23 protein-coding genes and 1 pseudogene are annotated in these 25,881 nt (G+C 59.9%); 2 read left to right on the top strand and 22 right to left on the bottom strand.

The window, feature by feature from the left end:
• Positions 1-20: 20 nt before the first annotated feature.
• The 21 genes and pseudogenes from nuoL to AC3ITY_RS22245 form a co-directional block, all read right to left on the bottom strand.
• Positions 21-1,874 carry an NADH-quinone oxidoreductase subunit L gene (gene nuoL / locus AC3ITY_RS22345; protein ID WP_489305012.1) on the bottom strand — a complete coding sequence of 618 codons (1,854 nt, stop codon included), beginning with the start codon at positions 1,872-1,874 and terminating at the stop codon, positions 21-23.
• Entirely contained in the window at positions 1,871-2,179 is a 309-nt protein-coding gene (gene nuoK / locus AC3ITY_RS22340) for an NADH-quinone oxidoreductase subunit NuoK (RefSeq protein WP_007946416.1), read from the bottom strand. The genes nuoL and nuoK overlap by 4 nt, the downstream gene beginning before the upstream one ends.
• Before the next feature lie 2 nt (positions 2,180-2,181).
• Entirely contained in the window at positions 2,182-2,685 is a 504-nt protein-coding gene (gene nuoJ / locus AC3ITY_RS22335; RefSeq protein WP_057399869.1) for an NADH-quinone oxidoreductase subunit J, read from the bottom strand.
• Positions 2,686-2,694: 9 nt separating this feature from the next.
• Positions 2,695-3,240 carry an NADH-quinone oxidoreductase subunit NuoI gene (gene nuoI, locus AC3ITY_RS22330; protein ID WP_223453956.1) on the bottom strand — a complete coding sequence of 182 codons (546 nt, stop codon included), beginning with the start codon at positions 3,238-3,240 and terminating at the stop codon, positions 2,695-2,697.
• A 12-nt stretch (positions 3,241-3,252) separates the two neighbouring features.
• Positions 3,253-4,260, bottom strand: coding sequence for an NADH-quinone oxidoreductase subunit NuoH (nuoH, locus tag AC3ITY_RS22325; protein ID WP_046037838.1), 1,008 nt, complete (start codon positions 4,258-4,260; stop codon positions 3,253-3,255).
• A complete protein-coding gene (gene nuoG, locus AC3ITY_RS22320) occupies positions 4,257-6,971 on the bottom strand; it encodes an NADH-quinone oxidoreductase subunit NuoG (protein WP_489305009.1) in 2,715 nt (904 codons plus the stop codon). Before nuoG ends, nuoH begins: the two co-directional genes overlap by 4 nt.
• A 137-nt stretch (positions 6,972-7,108) precedes the next feature.
• Positions 7,109-8,464 carry an NADH-quinone oxidoreductase subunit NuoF gene (gene nuoF / locus AC3ITY_RS22315; protein ID WP_489305008.1) on the bottom strand — a complete coding sequence of 452 codons (1,356 nt, stop codon included), beginning with the start codon at positions 8,462-8,464 and terminating at the stop codon, positions 7,109-7,111.
• Positions 8,461-8,958, bottom strand: coding sequence for an NADH-quinone oxidoreductase subunit NuoE (gene nuoE / locus AC3ITY_RS22310; RefSeq protein ID WP_008020715.1), 498 nt, complete (start codon positions 8,956-8,958; stop codon positions 8,461-8,463). The genes nuoF and nuoE overlap by 4 nt, the downstream gene beginning before the upstream one ends.
• Before the next feature lie 2 nt (positions 8,959-8,960).
• Positions 8,961-10,745 carry an NADH-quinone oxidoreductase subunit C/D gene (gene nuoC / locus AC3ITY_RS22305; RefSeq protein ID WP_223453962.1) on the bottom strand — a complete coding sequence of 595 codons (1,785 nt, stop codon included), beginning with the start codon at positions 10,743-10,745 and terminating at the stop codon, positions 8,961-8,963.
• A gap of 73 nt (positions 10,746-10,818) precedes the next feature.
• A complete protein-coding gene (locus AC3ITY_RS22300) occupies positions 10,819-11,493 on the bottom strand; it encodes a NuoB/complex I 20 kDa subunit family protein (protein WP_007970441.1) in 675 nt (224 codons plus the stop codon).
• Positions 11,494-11,503: 10 nt separating this feature from the next.
• A complete protein-coding gene (locus AC3ITY_RS22295) occupies positions 11,504-11,917 on the bottom strand; it encodes an NADH-quinone oxidoreductase subunit A (protein WP_003223812.1) in 414 nt (137 codons plus the stop codon).
• Positions 11,918-12,565: 648 nt separating this feature from the next.
• Positions 12,566-13,892: pseudogene (aceA, locus tag AC3ITY_RS22290) on the bottom strand (isocitrate lyase).
• Between the two features lie 473 nt (positions 13,893-14,365).
• Complete coding sequence (locus AC3ITY_RS22285) at positions 14,366-15,127, bottom strand: secretin N-terminal domain-containing protein (protein WP_223453964.1); 762 nt, start codon at positions 15,125-15,127, stop codon at positions 14,366-14,368.
• Between the two features lie 295 nt (positions 15,128-15,422).
• Complete coding sequence (locus AC3ITY_RS22280; RefSeq protein ID WP_223453966.1) at positions 15,423-15,848, bottom strand: GNAT family N-acetyltransferase; 426 nt, start codon at positions 15,846-15,848, stop codon at positions 15,423-15,425.
• Positions 15,841-17,010, bottom strand: a complete 1,170-nt coding sequence (locus AC3ITY_RS22275; protein ID WP_489305006.1) for a ribosomal protein uL16 3-hydroxylase — start codon at positions 17,008-17,010, stop codon at positions 15,841-15,843. Before AC3ITY_RS22275 ends, AC3ITY_RS22280 begins: the two co-directional genes overlap by 8 nt.
• Positions 17,011-17,096: 86 nt before the next feature.
• Positions 17,097-18,467, bottom strand: coding sequence for an adenylosuccinate lyase (gene purB / locus AC3ITY_RS22270; protein ID WP_007972090.1), 1,371 nt, complete (start codon positions 18,465-18,467; stop codon positions 17,097-17,099).
• A gap of 124 nt (positions 18,468-18,591) precedes the next feature.
• Positions 18,592-19,215: a high frequency lysogenization protein HflD gene (gene hflD / locus AC3ITY_RS22265; RefSeq protein ID WP_046037849.1), complete on the bottom strand. Its 624-nt coding sequence runs from the start codon at positions 19,213-19,215 to the stop codon at positions 18,592-18,594.
• Positions 19,212-20,345 (bottom strand): tRNA 2-thiouridine(34) synthase MnmA, encoded by a 1,134-nt coding sequence (mnmA, locus tag AC3ITY_RS22260; protein WP_007972086.1) that lies wholly within the window; start codon positions 20,343-20,345, stop codon positions 19,212-19,214. The genes hflD and mnmA overlap by 4 nt, the downstream gene beginning before the upstream one ends.
• Positions 20,346-20,404: 59 nt before the next feature.
• Positions 20,405-20,851 carry an NUDIX hydrolase gene (locus AC3ITY_RS22255; protein WP_489305002.1) on the bottom strand — a complete coding sequence of 149 codons (447 nt, stop codon included), beginning with the start codon at positions 20,849-20,851 and terminating at the stop codon, positions 20,405-20,407.
• Positions 20,852-20,942: 91 nt separating this feature from the next.
• Positions 20,943-23,168 (bottom strand): NADP-dependent isocitrate dehydrogenase, encoded by a 2,226-nt coding sequence (locus AC3ITY_RS22250; RefSeq protein ID WP_489305000.1) that lies wholly within the window; start codon positions 23,166-23,168, stop codon positions 20,943-20,945.
• 326 nt (positions 23,169-23,494) lie between these two features.
• A complete protein-coding gene (locus AC3ITY_RS22245; protein ID WP_489304998.1) occupies positions 23,495-23,662 on the bottom strand; it encodes a hypothetical protein in 168 nt (55 codons plus the stop codon).
• Here AC3ITY_RS22245 and icd point away from each other — a divergent pair.
• Positions 23,661-24,917 carry an NADP-dependent isocitrate dehydrogenase gene (gene icd, locus AC3ITY_RS22240; protein WP_007972065.1) on the top strand — a complete coding sequence of 419 codons (1,257 nt, stop codon included), beginning with the start codon at positions 23,661-23,663 and terminating at the stop codon, positions 24,915-24,917. The genes AC3ITY_RS22245 and icd overlap by 2 nt on opposite strands.
• An 80-nt stretch (positions 24,918-24,997) precedes the next feature.
• On the opposite strand, the gene cspD is transcribed toward icd, so the two are convergent.
• Positions 24,998-25,264 carry a cold shock domain-containing protein CspD gene (gene cspD, locus AC3ITY_RS22235; RefSeq protein WP_223453974.1) on the bottom strand — a complete coding sequence of 89 codons (267 nt, stop codon included), beginning with the start codon at positions 25,262-25,264 and terminating at the stop codon, positions 24,998-25,000.
• A 224-nt stretch (positions 25,265-25,488) separates the two neighbouring features.
• Here cspD and clpS point away from each other — a divergent pair, with 224 nt between their 5' ends.
• Positions 25,489-25,851 carry an ATP-dependent Clp protease adapter ClpS gene (clpS, locus tag AC3ITY_RS22230; protein WP_015094394.1) on the top strand — a complete coding sequence of 121 codons (363 nt, stop codon included), beginning with the start codon at positions 25,489-25,491 and terminating at the stop codon, positions 25,849-25,851.
• Positions 25,852-25,881: the final 30 nt, after the last annotated feature.

Genomic DNA, 25,881 nt, shown 5'->3' with positions numbered 1-25,881 from the left:
GCAAATTCGCAAGGTTCATATCAGACCGCTACCAGCACGACGGCGCCGATTACCAGCACGGCACCAGCAGCCATCGAGGCGGCATACCAACGCAGTTGACCGGTCTCGGTACGGCTCAGGGCGGTGTGACCGCCTTTGGCCATGCGCGGGATCAGACCGATGGTCTGGTCGAGCGGGTCTTTGCGCAGGATGTGGTTGATCGCCAGGTATGGCTTGACGAACAGTTTGTCGTAGATCCAGTCGAAGCCCCAGGCAGCGAACCACCAGGCCGAGAGGAAACGGCCGATGCCGCTGTTGGCGACGGCAGTCACGAAGCGACGCTTGCCGAGGAACAGCAGCGCGGCCAGCAGGATACCGGCCAGGGCGATGGCGCCCGAAGCGATTTCCAGGCTGTGCTTGGCTTCGCCGCCGGCATGGCCGACGCTTTCCGGTAGCACGCCGTGCAGCGGTGGAACGATCATCGCGCCGATGGCGGTGGACAATACGATCAGCACCGACAGTGGCAGCCAGTGGGCGATGCCGTGACCGGCGTGGGCTTCGGTCTTCACTTCACCGTGGAACGCGATGAAGATCAGGCGGAAGGTGTACAGCGAGGTCATGAACGCGCCGACCAGACCGGCATAGAGCAGACCGTGGTTGCCGCTGGCGAACGCTTCCCAGAGGATTTCGTCCTTGGAGTAGAAGCCTGCGGTCACCAGAGGCAAGGCCGCCAGGGCCGCGCCGCCGACGATGAAACTGGCGTAGGCCAGTGGCAGTTTCTTCCACAGACCGCCCATCTTGAAGATGTTCTGCTCGTGGTGGCAGGCAACGATCACCGAACCGGACGCAAGGAACAGCAGGGCCTTGAAGAAGGCGTGGGTCATCAGGTGGAAGATCGCGCCATCCCAGGCACCGACGCCCAGGGCCAGGAACATGTAGCCGATCTGGCTCATGGTCGAGTAGGCGAGGATACGCTTGATGTCGGTCTGAACCAGAGCCGCGAAGCCAGCCAACACCAGGGTCACGCCACCGACGATTCCTACTAGATGCAGGATTTCCGGCGCCAGGGTGAACAGGCCATGGGTACGGGCGATCAGGTAGACACCGGCGGTCACCATGGTTGCGGCGTGGATCAGTGCCGAAACCGGAGTCGGGCCGGCCATTGCGTCCGCCAGCCAGGTTTGCAGCGGCAGTTGCGCGGATTTACCGACAGCACCACCGAGCAGCATCAGGGTGGCCATGACCATCCAGAAGTCGCCGGACTGGAATTTCTGCGGAGCTAGCACCAGCAGTTCCTGGATGTTCAGGGTGCCCAGTTGGGCGAACAGGATGAACAGGCCGATGGCCATGAACACGTCGCCGATACGGGTCACGATGAAGGCCTTGAGTGCGGCGTTACCGTTGTTGCGGTTGCTGTAGTAGAAACCGATCAACAGGTACGAGCACAGGCCCACGCCTTCCCAGCCGAAGTACACGAACAGCAGGTTATCGGCCAGTACCAGGAACAGCATGCTGGCGATAAACAGGTTGGTGTAGGCGAAGAAACGCGAGTAGCCGTCTTCACCGCGCATGTACCAGGAGGCGAACAGGTGGATCAGGAAGCCGACGCCGACGACCACACCGAGCATGGTCACCGACAGGCCGTCCAGGTGCAGGGCGAAGTTCGGCGTGAAGCCTTCCACCGCCATCCATTGCCACAGTACCTGGGTGTAGTGACCACCCTCGGGTGGGGCGACGTTGAACTGCCAGATCACATAGACAGCGACGATCGCCGACAGGCCAATGGAGCCGACGCCGATCAGCGCCGAGAGGTTTTCCGAGAGGCGTCCCCGGGAGAACGCCAGCAGCACAAAACCGATCAGAGGGAACAGGAAAGTCAGATAGAGAAGGTTCATCCGCGCATCTCACTGGCAGCGTCGATATCGAGCGTGTGGAAGCGGCGATACAGTTGCAGCAGGATCGCCAGGCCAATACTGGCCTCGGCGGCTGCCAGGCTGATCACCAGGATGAACATGATCTGTCCATCCGGCTGCGCCCAGCGGCTACCGGCAACGATGAACGCCAAAGCGGAGGCATTCATCATGACCTCCAGGCTCATCAGCACGAAGAGGATGTTGCGGCGGACCATCAGGCCGACCAGACCGAGGCAGAACAGGATGCCGGCGACCGCCAGACCATGCTCCATAGGGATAGCAGGCATCGTCATTGCTCCTTGGCTTCGTTGCGGCCCAAGTGGAACGCCGTGACGGCTGCGGCGAGCAGCAGCATCGAGGCGAGTTCGACCACCAGCAGGTAAGGACCGAACAGGCTGATGCCCACGGCCTTGGCGTCTACGGTGGTGTGGCCGACGGCCTGGCCGCTCTGGTGGGAGAGCAGCACGTACAGCAATTCCACCAGCAGCAAGGCTGCGAGAGCGACCGGGCCGCCCCAGATGCCGGGCTTGAGCCAGGCGCGCTCTTGCTGAACCGAGGCCGGGCCCAGGTTCAGCATCATCACCACGAACACGAACAGCACCATGATGGCGCCAGCGTAGGCGATCACTTCCAGGACACCGGCAAACGGTGCGCCGAGGGCGAAGAAGGTCATCGCCACGGCGATCAGCGAAATGATCAGGTAGAGCAGGGCGTGCACAGGGTTGGTGTTGGTGATCACGCGAAGCGTGGACACCACAGCGATACCCGATGCGAAATAGAAAGCGAATTCCATCTTTCTTCCTTAAGGCAGCAAGCTCTTCACGTTGATCGGTTCGGCTTCATTCTGCGCGGAGCCTTTGGGCTTACCGGCAATCGCCATACCTGCAACACGATAGAAGTTGTAATCAGGGTTTTTGCCGGGGCCGGAGATCAGCAGATCTTCTTTCTCGTAAACCAGGTCCTGACGTTTGAACTCGGCCATTTCGAAATCCGGTGTCAACTGGATCGCGGTGGTCGGGCAGGCTTCCTCGCAGAGGCCGCAGAAAATGCAGCGCGAGAAGTTGATGCGAAAGAACTCCGGGTACCAGCGACCGTCTTCGGTTTCAGCTTTCTGCAGCGAGATGCAACCGACCGGGCACGCCACGGCGCACAGGTTGCACGCTACACAACGCTCTTCGCCGTCGGGGTCGCGGGTCAGGACGATACGCCCACGGTAGCGCGGCGGCAGGTAGACCGGTTCTTCCGGGTACTGCAGCGTGTCGCGCTTGCGGAAGGCGTGGCTGAAGATCATCACCAGGCTACGAAGCTGGGTGTAGAAGCCATGCACGATGTCAAAAATGTACTTCATGATTCTCTATCCTCACTGAGCCGCGACGGCGGGCGTGTTGAGCAACACGATCGCAGCGGTCACCAGCATGTTGACGAGGGTCAGCGGCAGGCAGAACTTCCAGCTGAAATCCATCACTTGGTCATACCGTGGGCGCGGAATCGAGGCGCGCAGCAGGATGAAGAACATGATGAAGAACGCGGTTTTCAACGCGAACCAGATGAACGGGATCTGCGGCAGAATGCCGAACGGACCGTGCCAGCCACCGAAGAACAAGGTCACCAGCAGCGCCGAAATCAACACGATGCCGATGTACTCGCCGACGAAGAACATGCCCCATTTCATGCCGGCGTATTCAATGTGGTAACCGTCGGCCAGTTCCTGTTCCGCTTCCGGCTGGTCGAACGGGTGACGGTGAGTTACGGCCACGCCAGCGATGAAGAAGGTCAGGAAACCGAAGATCTGCGGAATGACGAACCACAGGTTCTGCGCTTGATATTCAACGATGTCGCGCATGTTGAACGAGCCGACCTGGATCACGATGCCCATCAGCGACAGGCCCATGAACACTTCGTACGACACGGTCTGCGCCGAAGCACGCAAGCTGCCCAACAGGGCGAACTTGTTGTTGCTCGACCAGCCGGCGAACAGCACCGCGTAGACCGACAGACCCGCCATGGCGAAGAAGAACAGGATGCCGATGTTGATGTCCGCGACACCCCAGGTCGGGGTGATCGGGATGATTGCGAAGGCAATCAGCAAGGCGCTCATGGCCACGACCGGCGCCAAAGTGAAGATCACTTTGTCGGCGAACGGCGGCGTCCAGTCTTCCTTGAAGAACATCTTGATCATGTCGGCGGCGATCTGGAACGCGCCGAACGGACCGACTCGGTTCGGACCGTAACGGTCCTGCCAGAGGGCGAGCAGACGACGCTCGACCCAGCTCAGCAGGGCGCCGCAAACCACTACGGCGAGCAGAATCACCACGGCCTTGAGGACCGCGATGATGATGTCGATCACTTCAGGAGTGAACAAGGTCATTGAGCTGCCTCCTGCAGACCGTCAACGGAAAAGCCTGCGATCGCTGGCGGAATGCCGGCGATGCCCGCAGGCAAAGCCACCAGACCGGCGCCCAGCTCTTCATTGATACGCAGTGGCAGACGCAGGGTCTGACCAGCGACGTTCAAGCTCAGCATGGCGCCGTCATTGACACCCAGGCGGTCGGCTTCGGACTTGGCCAGAGCAACATAGGCAGCCGGAATGCGTTCCTGAACCGGAGCGGCTTTCGAAGAGTTCTCTTCGCTGCCGAACAGGTGGAAGAACGGCACAACCTGCCAGGTGCCTTGGGCCGGGTTGAACGCGCGCGGAACACTGGCGAACCAGTTCAGCGAGTCACCAGTGCTTTCGATTAGGCGGGTGCCCGGGTCGCCAGCGCGGATGTGACCACCGACTTCGTCCTGGAACTTGTTCCAGGCTTGCGGCGAGTTCCAGCCCGGAGACCAGGCGAATGGCACTTGCTGACGCGGTTCGGCCGAGCCCGAGTAACCTTCCATCGAGAAGTTGAACGCGGTGTCGTTGTCTTGCGGGGTACGCGGTTCGTGCACGTTGATGTCGGCACGCATGGCGGTACGGCCGGAGTAACGCAGCGGTTCGCGGGCCAGTTTCATGCCCTTGATGCGAAACGAGGCGGACGGTGCAGCATCAACGATACGCGCCAGTTGCGGCGTGCTCGACGCGACAGCAGCGGTGACGTGGTCCAGCTGGGTCCAGTTGATCGGCTGGTTCAGCAGGGTCGCGCGCAGGGCATGCAGCCAGCGCCAGCCTTCGTGAACCAGGATGCTGGCATCCATGTATTTCGGATCGAAGACCTGGAAGAAGCGCTGGGCGCGGCCTTCCTGGCTGACCAACGTACCGTCGCCTTCGGCGAAGCTGGCGGCTGGCAGAACCAGGTGCGCGCGATCGCTGGTGGCGGTTTTCTGATGGTCGGCAACGATCACCACTTTCGCGGCGGTCAGGGCGGCATCAACCTTGGCTTTGTCGGTGCGGGTGTACAGATCGTTTTCCAGCACGACGATGGCGTCGGCACGGCCGTCGATCACGGCTTGCAGCGCGGCGTCGACCGAGTCACCACCGAGCATGGCCAGGCCGAGGCTGTTGGCCTCAGGCACGATCAGGCTGATGGAACCGTTCTTCTCGCGCAGCTTCAGGGCTTTGGCGATGTTTGCAGCCGCTTCGATCAGCGCCTTGGAACCCAACGAGGTACCGGCAATGATCAATGGACGCTTGGCCGCGAGCAGGGCGTCAGCGATGCGCTTGGCCAGTTCGAGGGCTTCAGCATCGAGGCCTTCAACTGCTGGGGCGCTGGCGTCGAGTACGTGAGCAACGGCGAAACCGATGCGGGCGAGGTCGTCGGGAGCGGCGTGAACGCATTCTTCAGCGATGTCGTCGAGCTTGGTTTCAGCCAGGCTGGCGATAAACAGCGGGTTCAGAGCGTTCTGACCGATGTTCTTCACCGCAGCGTCGAGCCAAGGCTGAACGCGCATGGCGTCGGCCATGTCTTCGGCTTTGCCTTTGACCGATTGGCGCAGGGACAGGGCCATGCGCGCAGCGGTCTGGGTCAGGTCTTCACCGAGGACGAAGATTGCATCGTGGTCTTCGATGTCGCGCATGTTCGGGATTGGCAGCGGGCTGTCTTTCAACACCTGCATGACCAGACGAATGCGTTCCAGCTCAGCGGCTTCGATACCGGAGTAGAAGTGCTCGGCGCCCACCAGTTCGCGCAACGCGTAGTTGCTTTCGAGGCTGGCACGCGGCGAACCGATACCGACGATGTTGCGACCGCGCAGCAGGTCAGCGGCCTTGTCCAGCGCTTCGTCGAGGCTCAGCTTGGTGCCGTTGGCCAACAGCGGCTGACGCGGGCGATCTTCGCGGTTGACGTAGCCATAGCCGAAACGGCCACGGTCGCACAGGAAGTACTGGTTTACCGAACCGTTGAAACGGTTTTCGATACGACGCAGTTCACCGTAGCGCTCGCCCGGGGAGATGTTGCAACCGCTGGAGCAACCATGGCAGATGCTCGGCGAGAACTGCATGTCCCACTTGCGGTTGTAGCGCTCGGAGTGAGTCTTGTCGGTGAACACACCGGTCGGGCAGACCTCAGTGAGGTTGCCGGAGAACTCGCTTTCCAGGGTGCCGTCTTCAACGCGACCGAAGTACACGTTGTCGTGGGCGCCGAACACACCAAGGTCGGTGCCGCCAGCGTAGTCTTTATAGAAGCGCACGCAGCGGTAGCAAGCGATGCAGCGGTTCATCTCGTGGGAAATGAACGGGCCCAGTTGCTGGTTCTGGTGGGTACGCTTGGTGAAGCGGTAACGGCGCTCGTTGTGGCCGGTCATTACCGTCATGTCTTGCAGGTGGCAGTGACCGCCTTCTTCACAGACCGGGCAGTCGTGAGGATGGTTGGTCATCAGCCATTCGACAACACTGGCGCGGAAGGCCTTGGATTCTTCATCTTCGATGGAGATCCAGGTGCCGTCGGTGGCAGGGGTCATGCAGGACATGACGATACGACCACGGGTGTCGTTCTCGTCGGTGTACTGCTTGACCGCGCACTGGCGGCAAGCGCCAACGCTGCCAAGGGCAGGGTGCCAGCAGAAATAAGGGATATCGAGGCCTAGCGACAGACATGCCTGTAACAGGTTGTCTGCCCCATCGACTTCGAGCTCTTTGCCGTCTACGTGGATAGTGGCCATGGTTCAAAGTTCTTCGTTGGCCCGGTGTCAGCGGGCGTGGCTAATGGAATCTTGTTATCCGCGTGAATCAACACAGCCGTTAAAGGCGTCATCACACGAAAAGCGAAAGGCACGGACCCTTCGCCTTTTTTAAGCGTTTACGCGCCGACCAGGATCGGCCTTGCCAGAGGCGGGACGGCGGCGCTGACAGGCGCGATACCGGCTTCGAACTCTGGACGGAAGTATTTGATTGCGCTGCCCAATGGCTCCACGGCGCCCGGTGCGTGAGCACAGAAGGTCTTGCCTGGGCCGAGGAAACCGACCAGACCCAGCAGGGTCTCGATGTCGCCGGGCTGGCCTTCACCGTTCTCGATGGCCATCAGGAGCTTGACGCTCCATGGCAAGCCATCGCGGCACGGGGTGCAGAAGCCACAGGACTCGCGAGCGAAGAACTGCTCCATGTTGTGCAGCAGGGACACCATGTTGACGCTGTCGTCCACCGCCATGGCCAGGCCGGTACCCATACGGGTGCCCACTTTGGCGATGCCGCCGGCGTACATTTGTGCATCCAGGTGTTCCGGCAACAGGAAGCCGGTACCGGCGCCGCCAGGCTGCCAGGCCTTGAGCTTGTAACCGTCGCGCATGCCACCGGCGTAGTCCTCGAACAGCTCGCGAGCGGTAACGCCGAACGGCAGTTCCCACAGGCCAGGGTTCTTGACCTTGCCGGAGAAGCCCATGAGCTTGGTGCCCATGTCTTCGCTGCCTTCGCGAGCCAACGATTTGTACCAGTCCACGCCGTCGGCGATGATCGCCGGCACGTTGCACAGGGTCTCGACGTTGTTCACGCAGGTCGGCTTGCCCCACACGCCAACGGCGGCAGGGAAGGGCGGCTTGGAGCGCGGGTTGGCGCGGCGGCCTTCGAGGGAGTTGATCAGTGCGGTTTCTTCACCGCAGATGTAACGCCCGGCACCGGTGTGGACGAACAGCTCGAAATCAAAACCCGAACCCAGGATGTTCTTGCCCAAGAGGCCTGCGGCCTTGGCTTCTTCCACGGCACGGTTCAAGTGCTTGGCGGCGGTGGTGTACTCGCCACGCAGGAAGATGTAGCCACGGTAGGTTTTCAGCGCGCGGGCACTGATCAGCATGCCTTCGATCAGCAGATGGGGCAGTTGCTCCATCAGCATGCGGTCTTTCCAGGTGTTGGGCTCCATTTCATCCGCGTTGCACAGCAGGTAGCGGATGTCGATGGACTCGTCCTTTGGCATCAGGCCCCACTTCACACCAGTGGGGAAGCCTGCACCGCCGCGACCCTTGAGGCCGGAATCTTTCACGGTCTGGACGATGTCGTCCTGAGCCATGTCGGCGAAGGCCTTGCGCGCAGCGGCGTAACCGTTCTTGGCCTGGTACTCGTCGAGCCAGACAGCTTCGCCGTCGTCACGCAGACGCCAGGTCAGCGGATGAGTCTCGGCCGAACGCTTGATGAGGTTGGCCGGACCGAAGGAAGTCAGGGTCATACGTAGCCCTCGAGCAATTTGGCAACGCCTGCTGGCTGCACATCACCGAAAGTGTCGTCGTCGATCATCAACGCCGGCGCCTTGTCGCAGTTGCCGAGGCAGCAGACCGGCAACAGGGTGAAACGACCGTCGGCAGTGGTCTGACCCAGGCCGATGCCGAGCTTGCTCTGGATTTCGCTGACCACGGACTCGTGGCCGCCGATGTAGCAGACCATGCTGTCGCAGACGCGAATGATGTGACGGCCGACCGGCTGACGGAAGATCTGGCTATAGAAAGTCGCCACGCCTTCAACGTCGCTGGCCGGGATGCCGAGGATCTCGCCGATGGCGTACAGAGCGCCGTCCGGCACCCAGCCACGTTCCTTCTGGACGATTTTCAGGGCTTCGATCGACGCCGCGCGCGGGTCTTCGTAGTGATGCAACTCGTGCTCGATGGCCGAGCGCTCGGTTTCACTCAAGGTGAAACGGTCTGTCTGGATAAGCGTGCTGTTCATGCTTAGCGGTCCACGTCGGCCATAACGAAATCGATACTACCCAGGTACGCAATCAAGTCCGCGACCATGCTGCCTTTGATCACCGAAGGGATCTGCTGCAGGTGCGGGAAGCTTGGGGTGCGAATCCGGGTGCGGTAGCTCATGGTGCCGCCATCGCTCGTCAGGTAATAACTGTTGATGCCCTTGGTCGCTTCGATCATCTGGAAGGATTCGTTGGCCGGCATGACCGGGCCCCACGAAACTTGCAGGAAGTGCGTGATCAAGGTTTCGATGTGCTGCAGGGTGCGCTCTTTCGGCGGCGGCGTGGTCAGCGGGTGATCCGCCTTGTACGGGCCTTCCGGCATGTTGCGCAGGCACTGGTCGATGATCTTGATGCTCTGGCGCATCTCCTCGACACGCACGATGCAGCGGTCGTAGGCATCGCCATTGGCGGCCAGCGGCACTTCGAATTCGAAGTTCTCGTAGCCCGAGTACGGGCGCGCTTTACGCAGGTCGAAATCGCAACCGGTCGAACGCAGGCCGGCACCGGTGACGCCCCATTCCAGGGCCTCTTTGGTGTTGTAGTCGGCGACGCCGATGGTCCGGCCACGCAGGATGCTGTTGTCCAGTGCGGCTTTCTGGTATTCGTCCAGACGCTTTGGCATCCACTCGACGAAATCCTTGACCAGTTTTTCCCAGCCGCGCGGCAGGTCGTGGGCGACGCCACCGATGCGGTACCAGGCCGGGTGCAGACGGAAACCGGTAATGGCTTCGATCACCGTGTAGGCGCGCTGGCGGTCGGTAAAGGTGAAGAACACCGGGGTCATGGCGCCGACGTCCTGGATGTAGGTCCCCAGGAACAGCAGGTGGCTGGTGATCCGGAAGAACTCGGCCATCATGATGCGGATGACGTCGACCTTCTCCGGCACCTTGATGCCGGCCAGCTTCTCGACCGAGAGCACGTACGGCAGGTTGTTCATCACGCCGCCGAGGTAGTCGATACGGTCGGTGTACGGGATGAAGCTGTGCCAGGACTGGCGCTCGGCCATCTTCTCGGCACCACGGTGGTGGTAACCGACGTCCGGTACGCAGTCGACGATTTCTTCGCCGTCCAGCTGCAGGATGATGCGGAACGCACCGTGCGCGGACGGGTGGTTCGGGCCGAGGTTGAGGAACATGTAGTCCTCGTTCGGGCCGGAACGCTTCATGCCCCAGTCTTCAGGCTTGAAGCGCGCGGACTCTTCCTCGAGCTGTTGCTTGGCCAGGTTCAGGGTGAACGGGTCGAACTCGGTGGCGCGGGCCGGGAAGTCCTTGCGCAGCGGGTGACCTTCCCAGGTCGGCGGCATCATGATGCGCGACAGGTGAGGGTGGCCTTTGAAGTCGATGCCGAACATGTCCCAGACTTCACGCTCGTACCAGTTGGCGTTCGGCCAGATGCTGGTGACGGTCGGCAGGCTGAGGTCGCTCTCGGACAAGGCGACCTTGATCATTACGTCACTATTACGTTCGATCGACATCAAGTGATAGAACACGGAGAAGTCGACGCCGTTCGGCAGCCCTTGACGCTTGGTACGCAGACGCTCGTCCACGCCGTGCAGGTCATAGAGCATGACGTACGGCTTGGGCAGGTTACGCAGGAAAGTCAGGACTTCGACGAGTTTGGCGCGGGCAACCCAAAGCACCGGCATGCCGGTGCGGGTTGGCTGGGCGGTGAACGCCTCCGGGCCAAAACGGTTGTTCAGTTCGACGACCACATCCTGGTCGTCTGCCTTGTAAGGCGGGATGTACAGAGCACTGCCTGTAGTCATGGTTATTTTATCGCTTTCGGTCAACGTAAAGAATGAAGCCAGGTTCTCGTTCTTTTTAAGAAGCAGATCTGGATCAGACTTCGTCGGGGCTGCGCAGGTTGGTTACCTGAATACGCTGTTCGCGGCGCTTTTCCTTTTCGGAAGGCATCTCGGCGCGATAGACGCCTTGATCACCAACGACCCAGGAAAGTGGGCGACGCTCCTGGCCAATCGACTCCTGCAACAGCATCAAGCCTTGCAGGAAAGCCTCAGGGCGGGGCGGGCAGCCAGGCACGTAGACGTCCACGGGCAGGAACTTGTCCACCCCTTGAACGACGGAGTAGATGTCGTACATGCCACCGGAGTTGGCGCACGAACCCATGGAAATGACCCATTTAGGCTCGAGCATTTGCTCGTAGAGACGCTGAATGATCGGCGCCATCTTGATGAAGCAGGTACCGGCGATAACCATGAAATCCGCCTGACGCGGCGATGCCCGGATAACCTCGGCGCCAAAGCGCGCGATGTCGTGGGGCGCCGTGAAGGCGGTGGTCATTTCCACGTAGCAGCACGAAAGACCGAAGTTGTACGGCCACAGGGAGTTCTTGCGCCCCCAGTTGATCGTGCCGTTAAGCACGTCTTCGAGCTTGCCCATGAAAATGTTTTTGTGGACTTGATCTTCTAACGGATCGGAAACGGTTTCCCGTTGGCCAATCGGATACTGCTCGTTAGGAGCATCGGGGTCGATCCTGGTGAGATTGTATTGCATTGCCAAAGCCTCATTGTTTCAGCTTCGCTTGCCGCTTGCGCCGAGCTTCCGGAGCCCAGTCAAGGGCGCCCACTCGGAATAGGTAGACAAGGCCTGCCAACAGAATTGCTATGAAAACGAGAGCTTCGACGAATCCGGTCCAGCCGCTTTCGCGGACGGACACAGACCATGCAAAGAGAAAGAGGGCTTCGATATCGAAGATCACGAAGAGCATCGCGACCAGATAGAATTTGGCTGAGAGCCGCAAGCGGGCGCCACCTGTAGGTAGCATGCCGGACTCGAACGGTTCGTTTTTGCTGCGGCCCCAGGCTTTTGACCCAAGGAGGCTGGAAACACCGAGCATGAAGGCACAGAGGCCGACAACACCTAGAAGGAAAATGGCAAAGCCCCAGTTGTGGGCCATGAGTCCTGTCGCTTCGGGCATGCTGGTAATCCTTAACAGAGAGCAAAGGTCTCTGAGCTTGAAAAGAAACAAAAGCAGTGACGATATGTCGCAGCAATCAATCCCGCTGATTTTATGGCTAAACACCCGGCAAGTAAAATTCCTATAGCGAAATTTATTATAGGAATAAGGACATAGCGTGCCTCAAAACCCCCACAGGCCTTGCGGCTCGGGCATTAGCCGGCATTTCGTCAATTATGTTTTGTAGGGAATGTAACGAACATTGTTTGTGCTAAATGATAATCAGTATTGTTTGGCGTGATTTTTAAACTGCTTGTCCTTCGGATACTCGGGAAGTTGTCTTATATGGGCGTTACAGCAAGTAGCGGTGGTGAGCGTTTTAGCGGATTTTCGGACGGTGGATGACGCGCTGGATCAATGTTTTTGTCGAGGCCGCCGCCGATCCTTGTAGGAGCGAGCTTGCTCGCGATGGTCGCGAACGATAACGCGCAAAACCTGACTCCCAGCGGTGCTCTTGAGTTTTTCGCGAGCAAGCTCGCTCCTACAGAGGGGCGTTCATTGAATCGCGCGCAAAAAAAAACGCCCCGAACCAGTCGGGGCGTCAGATGTGCAGCGCTGCGGTTAGCTTTCTATCGGGTCCGCAGCGGCTGATGTCTCAGTCGAAGCAGATCAGTGGAACTGTTCTTCTTCAGTCGAACCGGTCAGCGCGGTCACCGAAGACGAGCCACCCTGGATCACGGTGGTCATGTCGTCGAAGTAGCCGGTGCCCACTTCCTGCTGGTGAGCCACGAAGGTGTAACCCTTGGCGGCGTCAGCGAATTCCTGCTCTTGCAGCTTCACGTAGGCAGTCATGTCGTTGCGGGCGTAGTCGTGCGCCAGGTTGAACATGCTGTGCCACATGTTGTGAATGCCGGCCAGGGTGATGAACTGGTGCTTGTAGCCCATGGCGGACAGTTCGCGCTGGAACTTGGCGATGGTCGCGTCGTCCAGGTTTTTCTTCCAGTTGAAGGAAGGCGAGCAGTTGTACGACAGCAATTGGTCCGGGTATTCCTTCTTGATCGCTTCAGCGAAGCGACGGGCTTCGTCCAGATCAGGCTTGGCGGTTTCGCACCAGATCAGGTCGGCGTACGGAGCGTAAGCCAGGCCGCGGGCGATCGCCTGGTCCAGGCCGGCGCGTACTTTGTAGAAGCCTTCCTGGGTGCGCTCGCCAGTCACGAATGGCTGGTCGTACGGGTCGCAATCCGAAGTCAGCAGGTCAGCGGCGTTAGCGTCGGTACGGGCCAGGATGATGGTCGGAGTACCGGCAACGTCAGCTGCCAGGCGAGCAGCGGTCAGCTTCTGTACAGCTTCTTGGGTAGGAACCAGTACCTTGCCGCCCATGTGGCCGCATTTCTTCACGGAAGCCAGCTTGGTCTTCGAAGTGAACGCCGGCGGCGCCTGCTTCGATCATGCTCTTCATCAGCTCGTAGGCGTTCAGTACGCCGCCGAAGCCGGCTTCGGCGTCAGCCACGATTGGCGCGAAGTAGTCGATGTAGCCAGCGTCGCCCGGGTTCTTGCCGGCTTTCCACTGGATCTGGTCGGCACGACGGAACGAATTGTTGATGCGCTTGACCACGGTTGGAACCGAGTCCACCGGGTACAGCGACTGGTCCGGGTACATCGATTCGGCGGAGTTGTTGTCCGCAGCCACTTGCCAGCCCGACAGGTAGATCGCCTGGATACCGGCCTTGACTTGTTGTACAGCCTGGCCGCCGGTCAGGGCGCCCATGCAGTTGACGAAATCTTTCTCAGGACGGAAGGCTGGCTTGGCACCCTGGGTGACCAGGTTCCACAGCTTCTCGGCGCCCATTTTTGCAAAGGTGTGCTCAGGTTGAACCGAGCCACGCAGGCGGACGACGTCAGCAGCGGAGTAAGTGCGTGTCACGCCTTTCCAGCGCGGGTTTTCAGCCCAGTCTTTTTCGAGGGCTGCAATTTGCTGTTCGCGTGTCAGTGCCATGGGAGATAAACCTCGTCGCGTCTTTATGAAAAGTTGTTCTGCGGTGGAAAATTCCTGCGCTCGCTGACCAGAAGCTTAAGCGGTCAAGTCGGATTCGGCGGGGAGGGCGACGGGATGAACGATCGGCTCGAGGGGAAGTGAGCAGGTAAAGGCGAACTGCGGGCGCATTCGGGCGTCGTGGGCCTTGGTGCGAACAACAGTGTGGTGCCGGGTTACCTATTACGCTTCCGTCCCTCGGGACAACTTCGTTCCAGTCGACAACCTCGTCAAACACACCTTGTGGGCGGTACAGACACGAAGCGGTTCGCGGGGTAGGTGCGAACATCGCCTCGAAGGCCCTTGCCAGGGCCTCTGATTAGCGGGAGCGAGGCCATCATGCCTTTGCTTTTTTGGCTCGTCAAACGTTTTGTAGTGCTTTTTTTCGGGCACTACATCTTTGGTCTAATACGACTCGTCAGTCAGTTTTTGGTGCTTTAGTCCAAGGTGTCGACTTTCACCCGCAATGTCATGTCGTTGCGGCTCTGGGTCGAGTAGCTGCGGGTCAGGCCCTGTTTGTCGGCCTGGGTCTGGCCGTTGACCCCGGCCAGCAGGATCCACTCACCGAGGTGGCCGGTGACGGTTGTGTCGGTGCTTTGTACGTTCACTACATCGGGACGTTCCTGGCTCATGCGGTCATGGTTGGTACTGATCGACAGGTGAACGATGTCGCCGGTGACGTTTGCGGTGACGTAGAAGCCCTGGGTGACGTTGCGGTATTCGGTCTGGCTACGCAGGTCGCCGTAGGAGTCGGTCTGCGAGCTGGTCAGCGGCACGCTCTGGCCCACCTGGATCAGCGCCGGTGCGCCTTCGCTGGCCTGCACTTGCTGAATGCCGCCGTCGCGGCTATCGGTGCTGTAGTTGATGATGCGGGTCTGGCTTGGCTTGGCGCCGTTCACCGAATAACCCTGGTCACCCTGGAAGTTGTTGTCGCTGGTGTCGACGGTGATCAGCAGGCGCTTGGGTGCGGTGTCGAGTTGCGAAAGAAGGGCTTTAAGTTCGTCGATCTTGCGCTGATCGGCGTTGACGATGAGTTGATTGCCATAGGCGCTGACCTGGCCATCCTTGCCGATGAAATCCTGCGCCACGGGCAGCAGGTCGGCGCTGGTACGGTAGTTCAGGGGCACGATTTCGGTGGCTGCCATGGCCGAAAGGCTGCAGGCCACCAGCAAGGTGCTGAGCAGGGTGCGTAGGGACATATCCGTTATCTCCGCCAACTTGAATTGATGATAGTGCCACTTTGTCGGCCCGGGGCGTGTAGGAGCGAGCTTGCTCGCGATGAATTTGAAGGCGGTGCGTTTTTCCAGGTAGTGCACGTCATCGTTCACGTCCATCGCGAGCGAGCTCGCTCCTACAGGTCAGTTTGTCGGCCTGGGGTGGGGCAAGTTGAATCGTAGATAGCAAAACGCCCCGGCATCGAGTAATGACGGGGCGTTTTGTGGTGCTCTCAAGATGTGTTTGTGGCGAGGGGGCAAGCCCCCTCGCCACAGGGTCTCAGGCCGAATGGCGCACCATGTCCACATGCGGAATCCCGGCTTCCAGGAACTCCTCACTGACCATGTGAAAGCCCAGGCGCTCATAGAACGCCGTGGCTTGTACCTGGGCGCTGAGCATCTGCTGCTTGAGTCCGCGCTCTTCGGCTTCACCGATGACCGCTTGCATCAGTGCATCGCCGACTTTCAGGCCGCGCCAGTCTCTGAGTACCGATACCCTGCCGACGTGGCCGTCGGGCAACAGGCGGGCGGTGCCAATCGGAAAGTCGCCTTCGTAAGCGAGGAAATGCACTGCATCAATGTCATCGGCGTCCCATTCCAATTCTGGCGGAACGGATTGCTCGGCGACGAACACCGTCTCACGAATGCGCCGGATCTCGGCGTTGTCCTTCTGCCAGTCTGCGACACGTACGTGAATCTTATTCATCGGCAAACCCCAGGCTTCCTTGCTTGACCAGTTCGCACAGCAGGCCGCGACCGTCTTCGTCGCTCAGCCAGTCGCCAAGGTTGTCGGTGTGCAGCGAGTCGGCGGCGCAGATCATCTTCAGCAGTTCGCGCAGTTTGCCCGGCAGGTAACGGCTCTGGCCGCTGGCGAACAGCAGCAGGTCGTCATCGACTTCAGACCACGCCAGGCGTGCGCTCGGGTTGCGAATCAGGATCGCGCCTTGCTCCAGGGCGGACATGAAGTCGTCTTCTTCGACGTCTTCCGGGCCCACCACCAGTTCCGGGTAGCGAGGCTCGGTCATGAACTGGCCGAACCAGGTCAACAGCAGGCGCTCGTCGCTCATGTGCTCGGCCAGCAGGCCTTTGAGGCGGTCGAGTGCGTCGCGCTGGATCTGGTGAGGATCGGCAGTCGGCAATGCGTCGGCGTCGGTGTAGCGTTCTTCGTCCGACAGGAACTGGCTGAGGAAGTCGGTGAAGTGGGTCAGCACTTCAGCGGCGCTCGGTGCGCGGAAGCCGACCGAGTAGGTCATGCATTCATCAACGGCAACGCCGCAATGGGCCAGGCGCGGTGGCAGGTAGAGCATGTCGCCCGGTTCCAGCACCCATTCATCGGTGGCTTCGAATTCGGAGAGGATGCGCAGGTCGGCGTGGGCCAGCATCGGGCTCTCGGTGTTGCACATCTGGCCGATCTTCCAGTTGCGCTTGCCGTGGCCTTGCAGCAGGAACACGTCGTAGTTGTCGAAGTGCGGACCAACGCTGCCACCCGGTGCGGCGTAGCTGATCATCACGTCGTCGATGCGCCAGCTCGGCAGAAAGCGGAAATTTTCCAGCAGTTCGCTGACTTCCGGGACGAACTGATCCACGGCTTGAACCAACAGGGTCCAGTCACGTTCAGGCAGCTTGCTGAACTCATCTTCGGCGAACGGGCCGCGACGCAGTTCCCACGGACGCTCGCCATTCTCGATGATCAGTCGCGATTCGACTTCTTCTTCCAGCGCCAGGCCGGCCAGTTCGTCGGCGTCGATCGGGCTTTCGAAATCAGGAATTGCCTGACGGATCAACAGCGGCTTTTTCTGCCAGTAGTCGCGCAGGAATTCCCGTGCCGTGATGCCGCCCAGAAGTTGAAGAGGAATATCAGGATTCATGTGTAACCTATTGAAAAAATGCACTTTTCAGACGGGAATAAAAACGCCCGGCGCGGCCGGGCGTCTTAAAAGGGTCTAGCGGTCGATCAGATGCGCTTGGCTTGTTCTACAGCGTTGCCGATGTAGTTGGCCGGGGTGAGCAATTTCAGCTCGGCCTTGGCGGCGGCTGGCATGTCCAGGCCGTCGATGAAAGTCTGCAGCGCTTCTGGGCTGATGCCCTTGCCGCGGGTCAGTTCTTTCAGTTTTTCGTATGGGTTTTCGATGTTGTAGCGACGCATCACGGTCTGGATCGGCTCGGCCAATACTTCCCAGCAGGCGTCCAGATCAGCGGCAATCTTCTGCTCGTTGAGCTCAAGCTTGCTGATGCCCTTGAGGCTGGCTTCGTACGCGATCACGCTGTGGGCGAAGCCGACACCGAGGTTGCGCAGTACGGTGGAGTCGGTCAGGTCGCGCTGCCAGCGGGAGATTGGCAGCTTGCTCGCCAGGTGCTGGAACAGTGCGTTGGCGATACCCAGGTTGCCTTCGGAGTTTTCGAAGTCGATCGGGTTGACCTTGTGCGGCATGGTCGACGAACCGATTTCGCCAGCAATGGTGCGCTGTTTGAAATAACCCAGGGAGATATAGCCCCAGATGTCGCGGTCGAAGTCGATCAGGATGGTGTTGAAGCGGGCGATCGCGTCGAACAGCTCGGCAATGTAGTCGTGCGGTTCGATCTGCGTGGTGTACGGGTTGAAGCCCAGGCCCAGCTCGTCTTCGATGAAGGCGCGGGCGTTGGCTTCCCAGTCGATCTCAGGGTAGGCCGACAGGTGGGCGTTGTAGTTGCCGACAGCGCCGTTGATCTTGCCCAGCAGCGGAACGGCAGCGACTTGAGCGATCTGGCGCTCCAGGCGGTAAACCACGTTCGCCAGCTCTTTGCCCAAGGTGGTCGGCGAGGCCGGTTGACCGTGGGTGCGCGACAGCATCGGCACGTCGGCGAAACGGATCGCCAGTTCACGGATGGCGTTGGCGGTCTGGCGCATCAGCGGCAGCATCACGTCATCACGGCCTTCGCGCAGCATCAGGGCGTGGGACAGGTTGTTGATGTCCTCGCTGGTGCAGGCAAAGTGGATGAACTCGCTGACCTTGGCCAGTTCCGGCAGCTTGGCCGCTTGCTCTTTGAGCAGGTACTCGATGGCCTTGACGTCGTGGTTGGTGGTGCGCTCGATCTCTTTGACGCGCTCGGCGTGCTCCAGAGAGAAGTTTTCCGCCAGGGTGTTGAGCACAGCGTTGGCTTCGGCGGAGAACGCCGGCACTTCACTGATGGCAGGGTGAGCGGCCAGGCGCTGGAGCCAGCGCACTTCAACCAGGACGCGGGCACGGATCAGGCCGTACTCGCTGAAAATTGGGCGCAGGGCCTGGGTTTTGCCGGCGTAGCGGCCGTCAACAGGGGAAACCGCAGTGAGCGAAGAAAGCTGCATGGGGTGTTCTCGGACAGTCGGGCAACGAAATGGGGCGCGTATCATACATGAAAAAATCCGCCGGTCCGTCGCCAACTGACCGGCGTATTACGCGTATTGCTAAGTTCGGTTCTGTCGATGCGGGTTATTCGTTACGCATCAAGGGGTAAAGCTCTTTGAGCAATTTGCGGCGGCTGATCACCAGCTGCCAGCGATGACCGCCCAACTGCCGCCAAAGGCGCGCCGAACGAATGCCGGCCAGCAGCAGGGCGCGGATTTTCGAGGCGTTGCTCGGTTGTTGCAGGTTGCGCATGTCACCGTGTACCTGGATGCGTTGGCGCAGGGTGCTCAGGGTGTCCTGATACAGTGCGCCGCAGGCGGCGATTACGTTTTCGTGGGCCGGGCCGAAGTGTTCGACCTGGGACTGAATCTGCGGCAGGCGCTTGCCGATCACGTCGAGCATGTCGTTGCGTTTGGCCAGTTGACGCTCAAGGCCGAGCATGGCCAGGGCATAACGCAGCGGCTCGCGCTGCAGGGCGCTCGGGTCGCGCTCTAGGGCGCCGATCAGCGCGCGGTAGCCCTCACGCAGGTTGATGTCGTCGCCGCCATAGACTTCCAGCGTGTCCTTGGGGTCGCGGATCAGCAGGCTGCCGAGCATGCAGGTCAGGCCGGCTTCGTTGGTCTGGCCGGTCTTGGCGATCCTGTCCACCAGCACCGCGGCGAGAAACACGCCGCCCAGTGCTGTCAGTTGCTCCTGAATCGGGTTCATAGGGCCTGGCCCTTGCTCGTCCACGGCTCGGCTACTTCAATCACGCCGCCGCCGAGGCAGATTTCGCCGTCGTAGAACACCACGGACTGGCCTGGGGTGACCGCACGCTGCGGATCATCGAAGGTTGCGCGGTAACCGGTGGCGGTCTTTTCCAGGGTGCACGGTTGGTCGCTCTGGCGATAACGAACCTTGGCGGTCAGCTTGCGTGGCTGGCTCAGGTCGATCGGGTTGACCCAGTAGATATCGGAAGCGAGCAGCGCGCGGGAGAACAGCCACGGGTGATCATTGCCCTGGCCAACGATCAGCTCGTTGTGTTCCAGGTCCTTGATCAGCACGTACCACGGTTCATCGCTGGCATCTTTCAGCCCACCAATGCCCAGGCCCTGGCGCTGGCCGATGGTGTGGTACATCAGGCCGTGGTGGCGGCCGATGATTTCACCTTCGGTGGTCTTGATCTCGCCCGGTTGCGCCGGCAGGTACTGCTTGAGGAAGTCGCTGAAGCGGCGCTCGCCAATAAAGCAGATCCCGGTGGAATCCTTCTTCTTCGCGGTCGCCAGTTCGTATTTCTCGGCAATGGCGCGCACTTGCGGTTTTTCCAGCTCGCCAACCGGGAACAGGGTCTTGGCGATCTGTTCGCCGCCGACGGCGTGCAGGAAGTAGCTCTGGTCCTTGTTCGGGTCCAGGCCCTTGAGCAGTTCGGTACGGCCGTCGATGTCGCGGCGACGCACGTAGTGACCGGTGGCGATCAGGTCGGCGCCAAGCATCATGGCGTAGTCGAGGAACGCCTTGAACTTGATTTCGCGGTTGCACAGGATGTCCGGGTTCGGCGTGCGTCCGGCCTTGTATTCGGCGAGGAAATGCTCGAATACGTTGTCCCAGTACTCGGCGGCGAAGTTGGCGGTGTGCAGCTTGATGCCAATCTTGTCGCACACGGCTTGAGCATCCGCCAGGTCATCCATGGCGGTGCAGTATTCCGTTCCATCGTCTTCTTCCCAGTTCTTCATGAACAGGCCTTCCACCTCATAGCCCTGCTCAATCAGCAGGAGGGCGGAAACGGAAGAGTCCACGCCGCCGGACATGCCGACAATGACGCGCTTCTTTTGTGTGTCAGAAGGGGCTGGATCACGCATAGGGATTCAATGAGTGTCTTGAAAAAGGACGCGATTCTAGCAGGCTCGGGCCCGCAAGGCTAAAGAGAAGGACGGATCAATTCGAGGCCGAAGTGTTGGCCTGCCAGATAGTCGTCGATGCAGCGGATAATCAGCTCGCTGCGCCAGTTGTCGCGCTGCTCGATTAATTCGTCGCGGGTCAACCACTTGGCGCCGATGATGCCGTCATCCAGTTGATAATCCGCGTGGTGTTTCAGTGGTTTGGCGATGAAGCAGACCCTCTGGTAGGTCACGCCGTTGCTCGGGGCGGTGTACAGGTAAATGCCCAGTACGCCGGTGGGTTCGACGTCCCAACCGGTTTCCTCGAGGGTTTCGCGCACGGCGGCTTCGGTCAGGGTTTCATTCGGGTCCAGATGACCGGCGGGTTGGTTGAGTACCGTGCGTCCGCTCTTGAGTTCTTCGACCATCAGGAAGCGGCCGTTGTCTTCGACGATGGTGGCGACGGTGATGTGGGGTAGCCAGGTCATGAAATATCCTCCGGTCGCTCCTGCAGGGTTTTGTATGTTGGAAACACAAACCCCGGCACAGGGCCGGGGTTTGTGATGTTCCCTTACAACCTTAAACCAGCGCAGCGACAGCCGCGTTGAAGGTTGCGCTCGGGCGCATGGCCTTGCTGATCAGCTCGGCGTCGGCGTGGTAGTAACCGCCGATGTCCACTGGCTTGCCCTGAACGGCATTGAGCTCGGCAACGATGGTCGCCTCGTTCTCGGTCAGGGTCTTGGCCAGGGTCGCGAACTGCGCTTGCAGTGCAGTGTCTTCGGTCTGGGCAGCCAGGGCTTGAGCCCAGTACAGCGCCAGGTAGAAGTGGCTGCCGCGGTTGTCGATGTTGCCGACTTTGCGCGATGGCGACTTGTTGTTGTCCAGGAACTGGCCGGTGGCCTGGTCCAGGGTCTTGGCCAGAACCAGCGCCTTAGGGTTGTTGTAGGTCACGCCCAGGTGTTCCAGGGACGCGGCCAGGGCCAGGAATTCACCCAGCGAATCCCAGCGCAGGAAGTTCTCTTCCAGCAACTGCTGAACGTGCTTCGGAGCCGAACCGCCGGCGCCGGTTTCGAACAGGCCACCGCCGTTCATCAGCGGCACGATCGACAGCATCTTGGCGCTGGTGCCCAGCTCCATGATCGGGAACAGGTCGGTCAGGTAGTCGCGCAGTACGTTGCCGGTCACCGAGATGGTGTCGAGGCCAGAGCGGGTACGCTGCAGGGTGTACTTCATCGCGTCGACCGGCGCCATGATCTGGATGTCCAGGCCGGCAGTGTCGTGATCCTTCAGGTAAGCCTGAACTTTCTCGATCACTACGCCGTCGTGGGCGCGCATCGGGTCCAGCCAGAAGATCGCCGGGGTCGCGCTTGCGCGAGCACGGTTGACGGCCAGTTTGACCCAGTCCTGGATCGGGGCGTCTTTGGTCTGGCACATGCGGAAGATGTCGCCGGCTTCAACAGCCTGTTCCATCAGCAGGGTGCCCTTGCTGTCGGTGACGCGAACCACGCCGTCAGCCTTGATCTGGAAAGTCTTGTCGTGGGAACCGTACTCTTCGGCTTTCTTCGCCATCAGGCCAACGTTCGGCACGCTGCCCATGGTGGTCGGATCGAACGAACCGTTGGCTTTGCAATCTTCGATCACAGCCTGGTAGATGGTGGCGTAGCAGCGATCCGGGATCACAGCCTTGGTGTCGTGCAGCTGGCCGTCGGTGCCCCACATCTTGCCGGAGTCACGGATCATCGCCGGCATCGAGGCGTCGACGATGACGTCGCTCGGCACGTGCAGGTTGGTGATGCCTTTGTCGGAGTTGACCATCGCCAGGGAAGGGCGAGCGGCGTAGACCGCCTGGATGTCAGCTTCGATGGCCGCTTGCTGCTCGGCAGGCAATGCCTTGATGCGAGCGTACAGGTCGCCGATGCCGTTGTTCAGGTTGAAGCCGATCTGTGCCAGCACGTCAGCGTGCTTGGCCAGCGCGTCTTTATAGAACTCGGCAACGATCTGGCCGAACATGATCGGGTCGGAGACCTTCATCATGGTGGCTTTCAAGTGAACCGACAGCAGCACGCCTTGTGCCTTGGCGTCTTCGATTTCGGCCGCGATGAAGCTGCGCAGGGCGTTTTTGCTTAGTACCGCGCAATCGAGGATCTCACCGGCTTGTACGCTGGTCTTTTCTTTCAGGACGGTGGTGGTGCCGTCTTGAACGATCAATTCGATCTTCACTGCGTCAGCGGCGTCGATCAGGGCAGCTTTTTCGCTGCCGTAGAAATCGCCGGTGCTCATGTGCGCGATGTGGGACTTGGAGTCCTTGGCCCAGGCGCCCATTTTGTGCGGGTGCTTGCGTGCGTAGTTCTTGACCGACAGCGGAGCGCGGCGGTCGGAGTTGCCTTCGCGCAGAACCGGGTTCACGGCGCTGCCCTTGATCTTGTCGTAGCGGGCCTTGGCTTCTTTGTCGGCGTCGCTGGTGACGGTCTCAGGGTAGTCCGGCAGTGCGTAGCCCTGAGCTTGCAGCTCTTTGATCGCGGCTTGCAGTTGTGGAACCGAGGCGCTGATGTTCGGCAGCTTGATGATGTTGGCTTCAGGCGTAACGGCCAGGGCGCCCAGTTCGGCGAGGTGGTCGGCTACGGCTTTGTCACCCAGTTGCTCGGGGAAGCTGGCCAGGATGCGCCCTGCAAGAGAGATATCGCGGGTTTCAACGGCGATATCAGCCGAGGCGGTGAACGCCTCTACGATAGGCAACAGTGAATAGGTGGCGAGGGCAGGAGCTTCGTCGGTGAAGGTATAGATGATCTTCGAGCGGGTGGGCATATTCGGATTAACTCTCTCTTCTTTGCTAAAGCGTGCGCAGAAACTCGAGGGCGCCGGGTAAGCGCGTTCGTTCAAAGTCATCCATGAGCCGAATATCGAGGTTTCGTTGCTGTGATGTTGGGTGCATCAGTAGGGCGTCAAGTAGCCGGACTGCGATAACAGGCCGACTTGCCGGGCGGAAAGTCTCGTCGTAGAGCACTTCAGCCGTCGTGACCCTGTGGTCAGCGGCGGCATTATACATAGGTAGCTGGCAATCTGCCGATGGTTCATACGCAACGAATGTCGTCCATTGGTCTAAAGGTCGCAGGGGCAAGTCGGGCGTAGAGTCATTCGTCGTGCTTGGTTTTGGCGCTTTTCCCTTTGCTTTCAGGCTTGTAGCGCACGAGTTGCAAGGCTTTGCGGCAGATGCATGGAACATAGGGTTTGCGCGCCGATTCAACTGGGTTACGCTCGAACCAAGCCAGATGTTCAATCCAATCAATGGAGTTCAGCATGGGTTACAAGAAGATTCAGGTTCCAGCCGTCGGCGACAAAATCACCGTCAATGCAGACCATTCTCTCAATGTTCCTAATAACCCGATCATCCCCTTCATCGAAGGCGACGGCATTGGTGTCGACATCAGCCCGGTCATGATCAAGGTTGTCGATGCTGCTGTTAAGAAGGCTTACGGTGGCGAGCGCAAGATTTCCTGGATGGAAGTGTACGCCGGGGAGAAAGCGACTCAGGTTTACGATCAGGACACCTGGCTGCCTCAGGAAACCCTGGACGCGGTCAAGGATTACGTGGTTTCCATCAAGGGCCCGCTGACCACCCCGGTCGGTGGCGGCATTCGTTCCCTGAACGTGGCCCTGCGTCAGCAACTCGACCTGTACGTCTGCCTGCGCCCGGTACGCTGGTTCGAAGGCGTGCCTAGCCCGGTCAAGAAGCCAGGCGATGTCGACATGACCATCTTCCGCGAGAACTCCGAAGACATCTACGCCGGCATCGAGTGGAAGGCCGGCACACCGGAAGCCACCAAGGTCATCAAGTTCCTCAAAGAAGAAATGGGCGTTACCAAGATCCGTTTCGACGAGAACTGCGGTATCGGCGTCAAGCCGGTGTCCCTGCAAGGCACCAAGCGTCTGGCGCGCAAGGCCCTGCAATATGTGGTCGACAACGATCGCGATTCGCTGACCATCGTGCACAAAGGCAACATCATGAAGTTCACCGAAGGTGCCTTCAAGGAGTGGGCCTACGAAGTGGCGGCTGAAGAGTTCGGCGCGACCCTGCTTGACGGCGGTCCGTGGATGCAGTTCAAGAACCCGAAAACCGGCAAGAACGTCATCGTCAAGGATGCCATCGCCGACGCCATGCTCCAGCAGATCCTGCTGCGCCCGGCCGAGTACGATGTGATCGCAACCCTGAACCTGAACGGCGACTACCTCTCCGACGCCCTGGCGGCGGAAGTGGGCGGTATCGGTATCGCGCCGGGTGCCAACCTGTCCGACACCGTGGCCATGTTCGAAGCCACCCACGGTACTGCACCGAAGTACGCCGGCAAGGATCAGGTCAACCCCGGTTCGCTGATCCTGTCCGCTGAAATGATGCTGCGCCACATGGGCTGGACCGAAGCAGCCGACCTGATCATCAAGGGCACCAACGGCGCGATTTCCGCCAAGACCGTAACCTATGACTTCGAGCGTCTGATGGAGGGGGCCAAGCTGGTTTCGTCTTCCGGCTTCGGTGATGCGCTGATCTCGCACATGTAAGGCAACGCAGGCACACAAAAACCGCCTGATTCAAGTATTTGAGTCAGGCGGTTTTTTTATGGCGGGATGACGGTGTGGTCTTAAACTGTAACGGTCTGTTGCGGGGCGGATGTCGTCGCTTTCGAAGCATCCACCGGGTTGCCGATGTTGATCGCGTGCAGGCCTTTGGGGCCCTGGATGATGTCGAATACGACAGCTTGCCCGGCTTTCAGGGTTTTATAACCTTCCATCTGGATGGCGGAGTAGTGGGCAAACAGGTCTTCTGTCTTGCCGTCCTCGATGATGAAACCGTAACCCTTGGCGTTGTTGAACCATTTGACCTTGCCGCTGACCTTGCCGCCTGACATACCCAACTCCCTCTGCAACAGACTCCATCACTGGAGTATCATTCCGTACATCCGCAGTCGAATCTGTAAATAAGATTGACTCCGCGGACCTTTTTTACCCACTGTGGGCTCTATTGGTTGTAACACCGTTTTGCCGATAGTCAAGCTGACCCGGCAGTCGGAGTTGAAATCGCTGATAGCCGCCCCCACCACTGTATTTGAACAACTGACGAACCTTTCTTTCCATGCATGCAATCAGCCAGATTCGACTAACATTCAATCAGGATCGCCCTGATTTACACGACGACGATTCCGCAGGCATTGCTGTTCAGGAGGCAAAGCCTGCACTACAGGCGCCGCCGATGTACAAGGTGGTTTTGTTCAACGATGACTACACACCGATGGATTTCGTCGTCGAAGTGCTCGAGGTGTTTTTTAACCTGAATCGCGAGCTGGCGACCAAGGTCATGCTGGCCGTCCACACAGAAGGGCGGGCAGTATGTGGAGTGTTTACCCGTGACATCGCCGAGACCAAGGCCATGCAGGTCAACCAGTACGCCAGGGAAAGCCAGCATCCGCTACTCTGTGAAATCGAGAAGGACGGTTAATCGCCGACCACTTGGGTATGAGGTGAAGCT

Source organism: Pseudomonas sp. GL_091, from assembly GCF_057837725.1.
This window is presented reverse-complemented; position numbering and strand designations above follow the sequence as displayed.

Bases quoted from the DNA above. Each gene is read 5' to 3' on its own strand.
- nuoL (WP_489305012.1), bottom strand. From the start codon at position 1,874: ATGAACCTTCTCTATCTGACTTTCCTGTTCCCTCTGATCGGTTTTGTG.
- nuoK (WP_007946416.1), bottom strand. From the start codon at position 2,179: ATGCCTGCTATCCCTATGGAGCATGGTCTGGCGGTCGCCGGCATCCTG.
- nuoJ (WP_057399869.1), bottom strand. From the start codon at position 2,685: ATGGAATTCGCTTTCTATTTCGCATCGGGTATCGCTGTGGTGTCCACG.
- nuoI (WP_223453956.1), bottom strand. From the start codon at position 3,240: ATGAAGTACATTTTTGACATCGTGCATGGCTTCTACACCCAGCTTCGT.
- nuoH (WP_046037838.1), bottom strand. From the start codon at position 4,260: ATGACCTTGTTCACTCCTGAAGTGATCGACATCATCATCGCGGTCCTC.
- nuoG (WP_489305009.1), bottom strand. From the start codon at position 6,971: ATGGCCACTATCCACGTAGACGGCAAAGAGCTCGAAGTCGATGGGGCA.
- nuoF (WP_489305008.1), bottom strand. From the start codon at position 8,464: ATGACCCTGACTTCCTTCGGTCCGGCCAACCTCATCAAGCGTTCGGCC.
- nuoE (WP_008020715.1), bottom strand. From the start codon at position 8,958: ATGAACAGCACGCTTATCCAGACAGACCGTTTCACCTTGAGTGAAACC.
- nuoC (WP_223453962.1), bottom strand. From the start codon at position 10,745: ATGACTACAGGCAGTGCTCTGTACATCCCGCCTTACAAGGCAGACGAC.
- AC3ITY_RS22300 (WP_007970441.1), bottom strand. From the start codon at position 11,493: ATGCAATACAATCTCACCAGGATCGACCCCGATGCTCCTAACGAGCAG.
- AC3ITY_RS22295 (WP_003223812.1), bottom strand. From the start codon at position 11,917: ATGCCCGAAGCGACAGGACTCATGGCCCACAACTGGGGCTTTGCCATT.
- AC3ITY_RS22285 (WP_223453964.1), bottom strand. From the start codon at position 15,127: ATGTCCCTACGCACCCTGCTCAGCACCTTGCTGGTGGCCTGCAGCCTT.
- AC3ITY_RS22280 (WP_223453966.1), bottom strand. From the start codon at position 15,848: ATGAATAAGATTCACGTACGTGTCGCAGACTGGCAGAAGGACAACGCC.
- AC3ITY_RS22275 (WP_489305006.1), bottom strand. From the start codon at position 17,010: ATGAATCCTGATATTCCTCTTCAACTTCTGGGCGGCATCACGGCACGG.
- purB (WP_007972090.1), bottom strand. From the start codon at position 18,467: ATGCAGCTTTCTTCGCTCACTGCGGTTTCCCCTGTTGACGGCCGCTAC.
- hflD (WP_046037849.1), bottom strand. From the start codon at position 19,215: ATGAACCCGATTCAGGAGCAACTGACAGCACTGGGCGGCGTGTTTCTC.
- mnmA (WP_007972086.1), bottom strand. From the start codon at position 20,345: ATGCGTGATCCAGCCCCTTCTGACACACAAAAGAAGCGCGTCATTGTC.
- AC3ITY_RS22255 (WP_489305002.1), bottom strand. From the start codon at position 20,851: ATGACCTGGCTACCCCACATCACCGTCGCCACCATCGTCGAAGACAAC.
- AC3ITY_RS22250 (WP_489305000.1), bottom strand. From the start codon at position 23,168: ATGCCCACCCGCTCGAAGATCATCTATACCTTCACCGACGAAGCTCCT.
- icd (WP_007972065.1), top strand. From the start codon at position 23,661: ATGGGTTACAAGAAGATTCAGGTTCCAGCCGTCGGCGACAAAATCACC.
- AC3ITY_RS22245 (WP_489304998.1), bottom strand. From the start codon at position 23,662: ATGCTGAACTCCATTGATTGGATTGAACATCTGGCTTGGTTCGAGCGT.
- cspD (WP_223453974.1), bottom strand. From the start codon at position 25,264: ATGTCAGGCGGCAAGGTCAGCGGCAAGGTCAAATGGTTCAACAACGCC.
- clpS (WP_015094394.1), top strand. From the start codon at position 25,489: ATGCATGCAATCAGCCAGATTCGACTAACATTCAATCAGGATCGCCCT.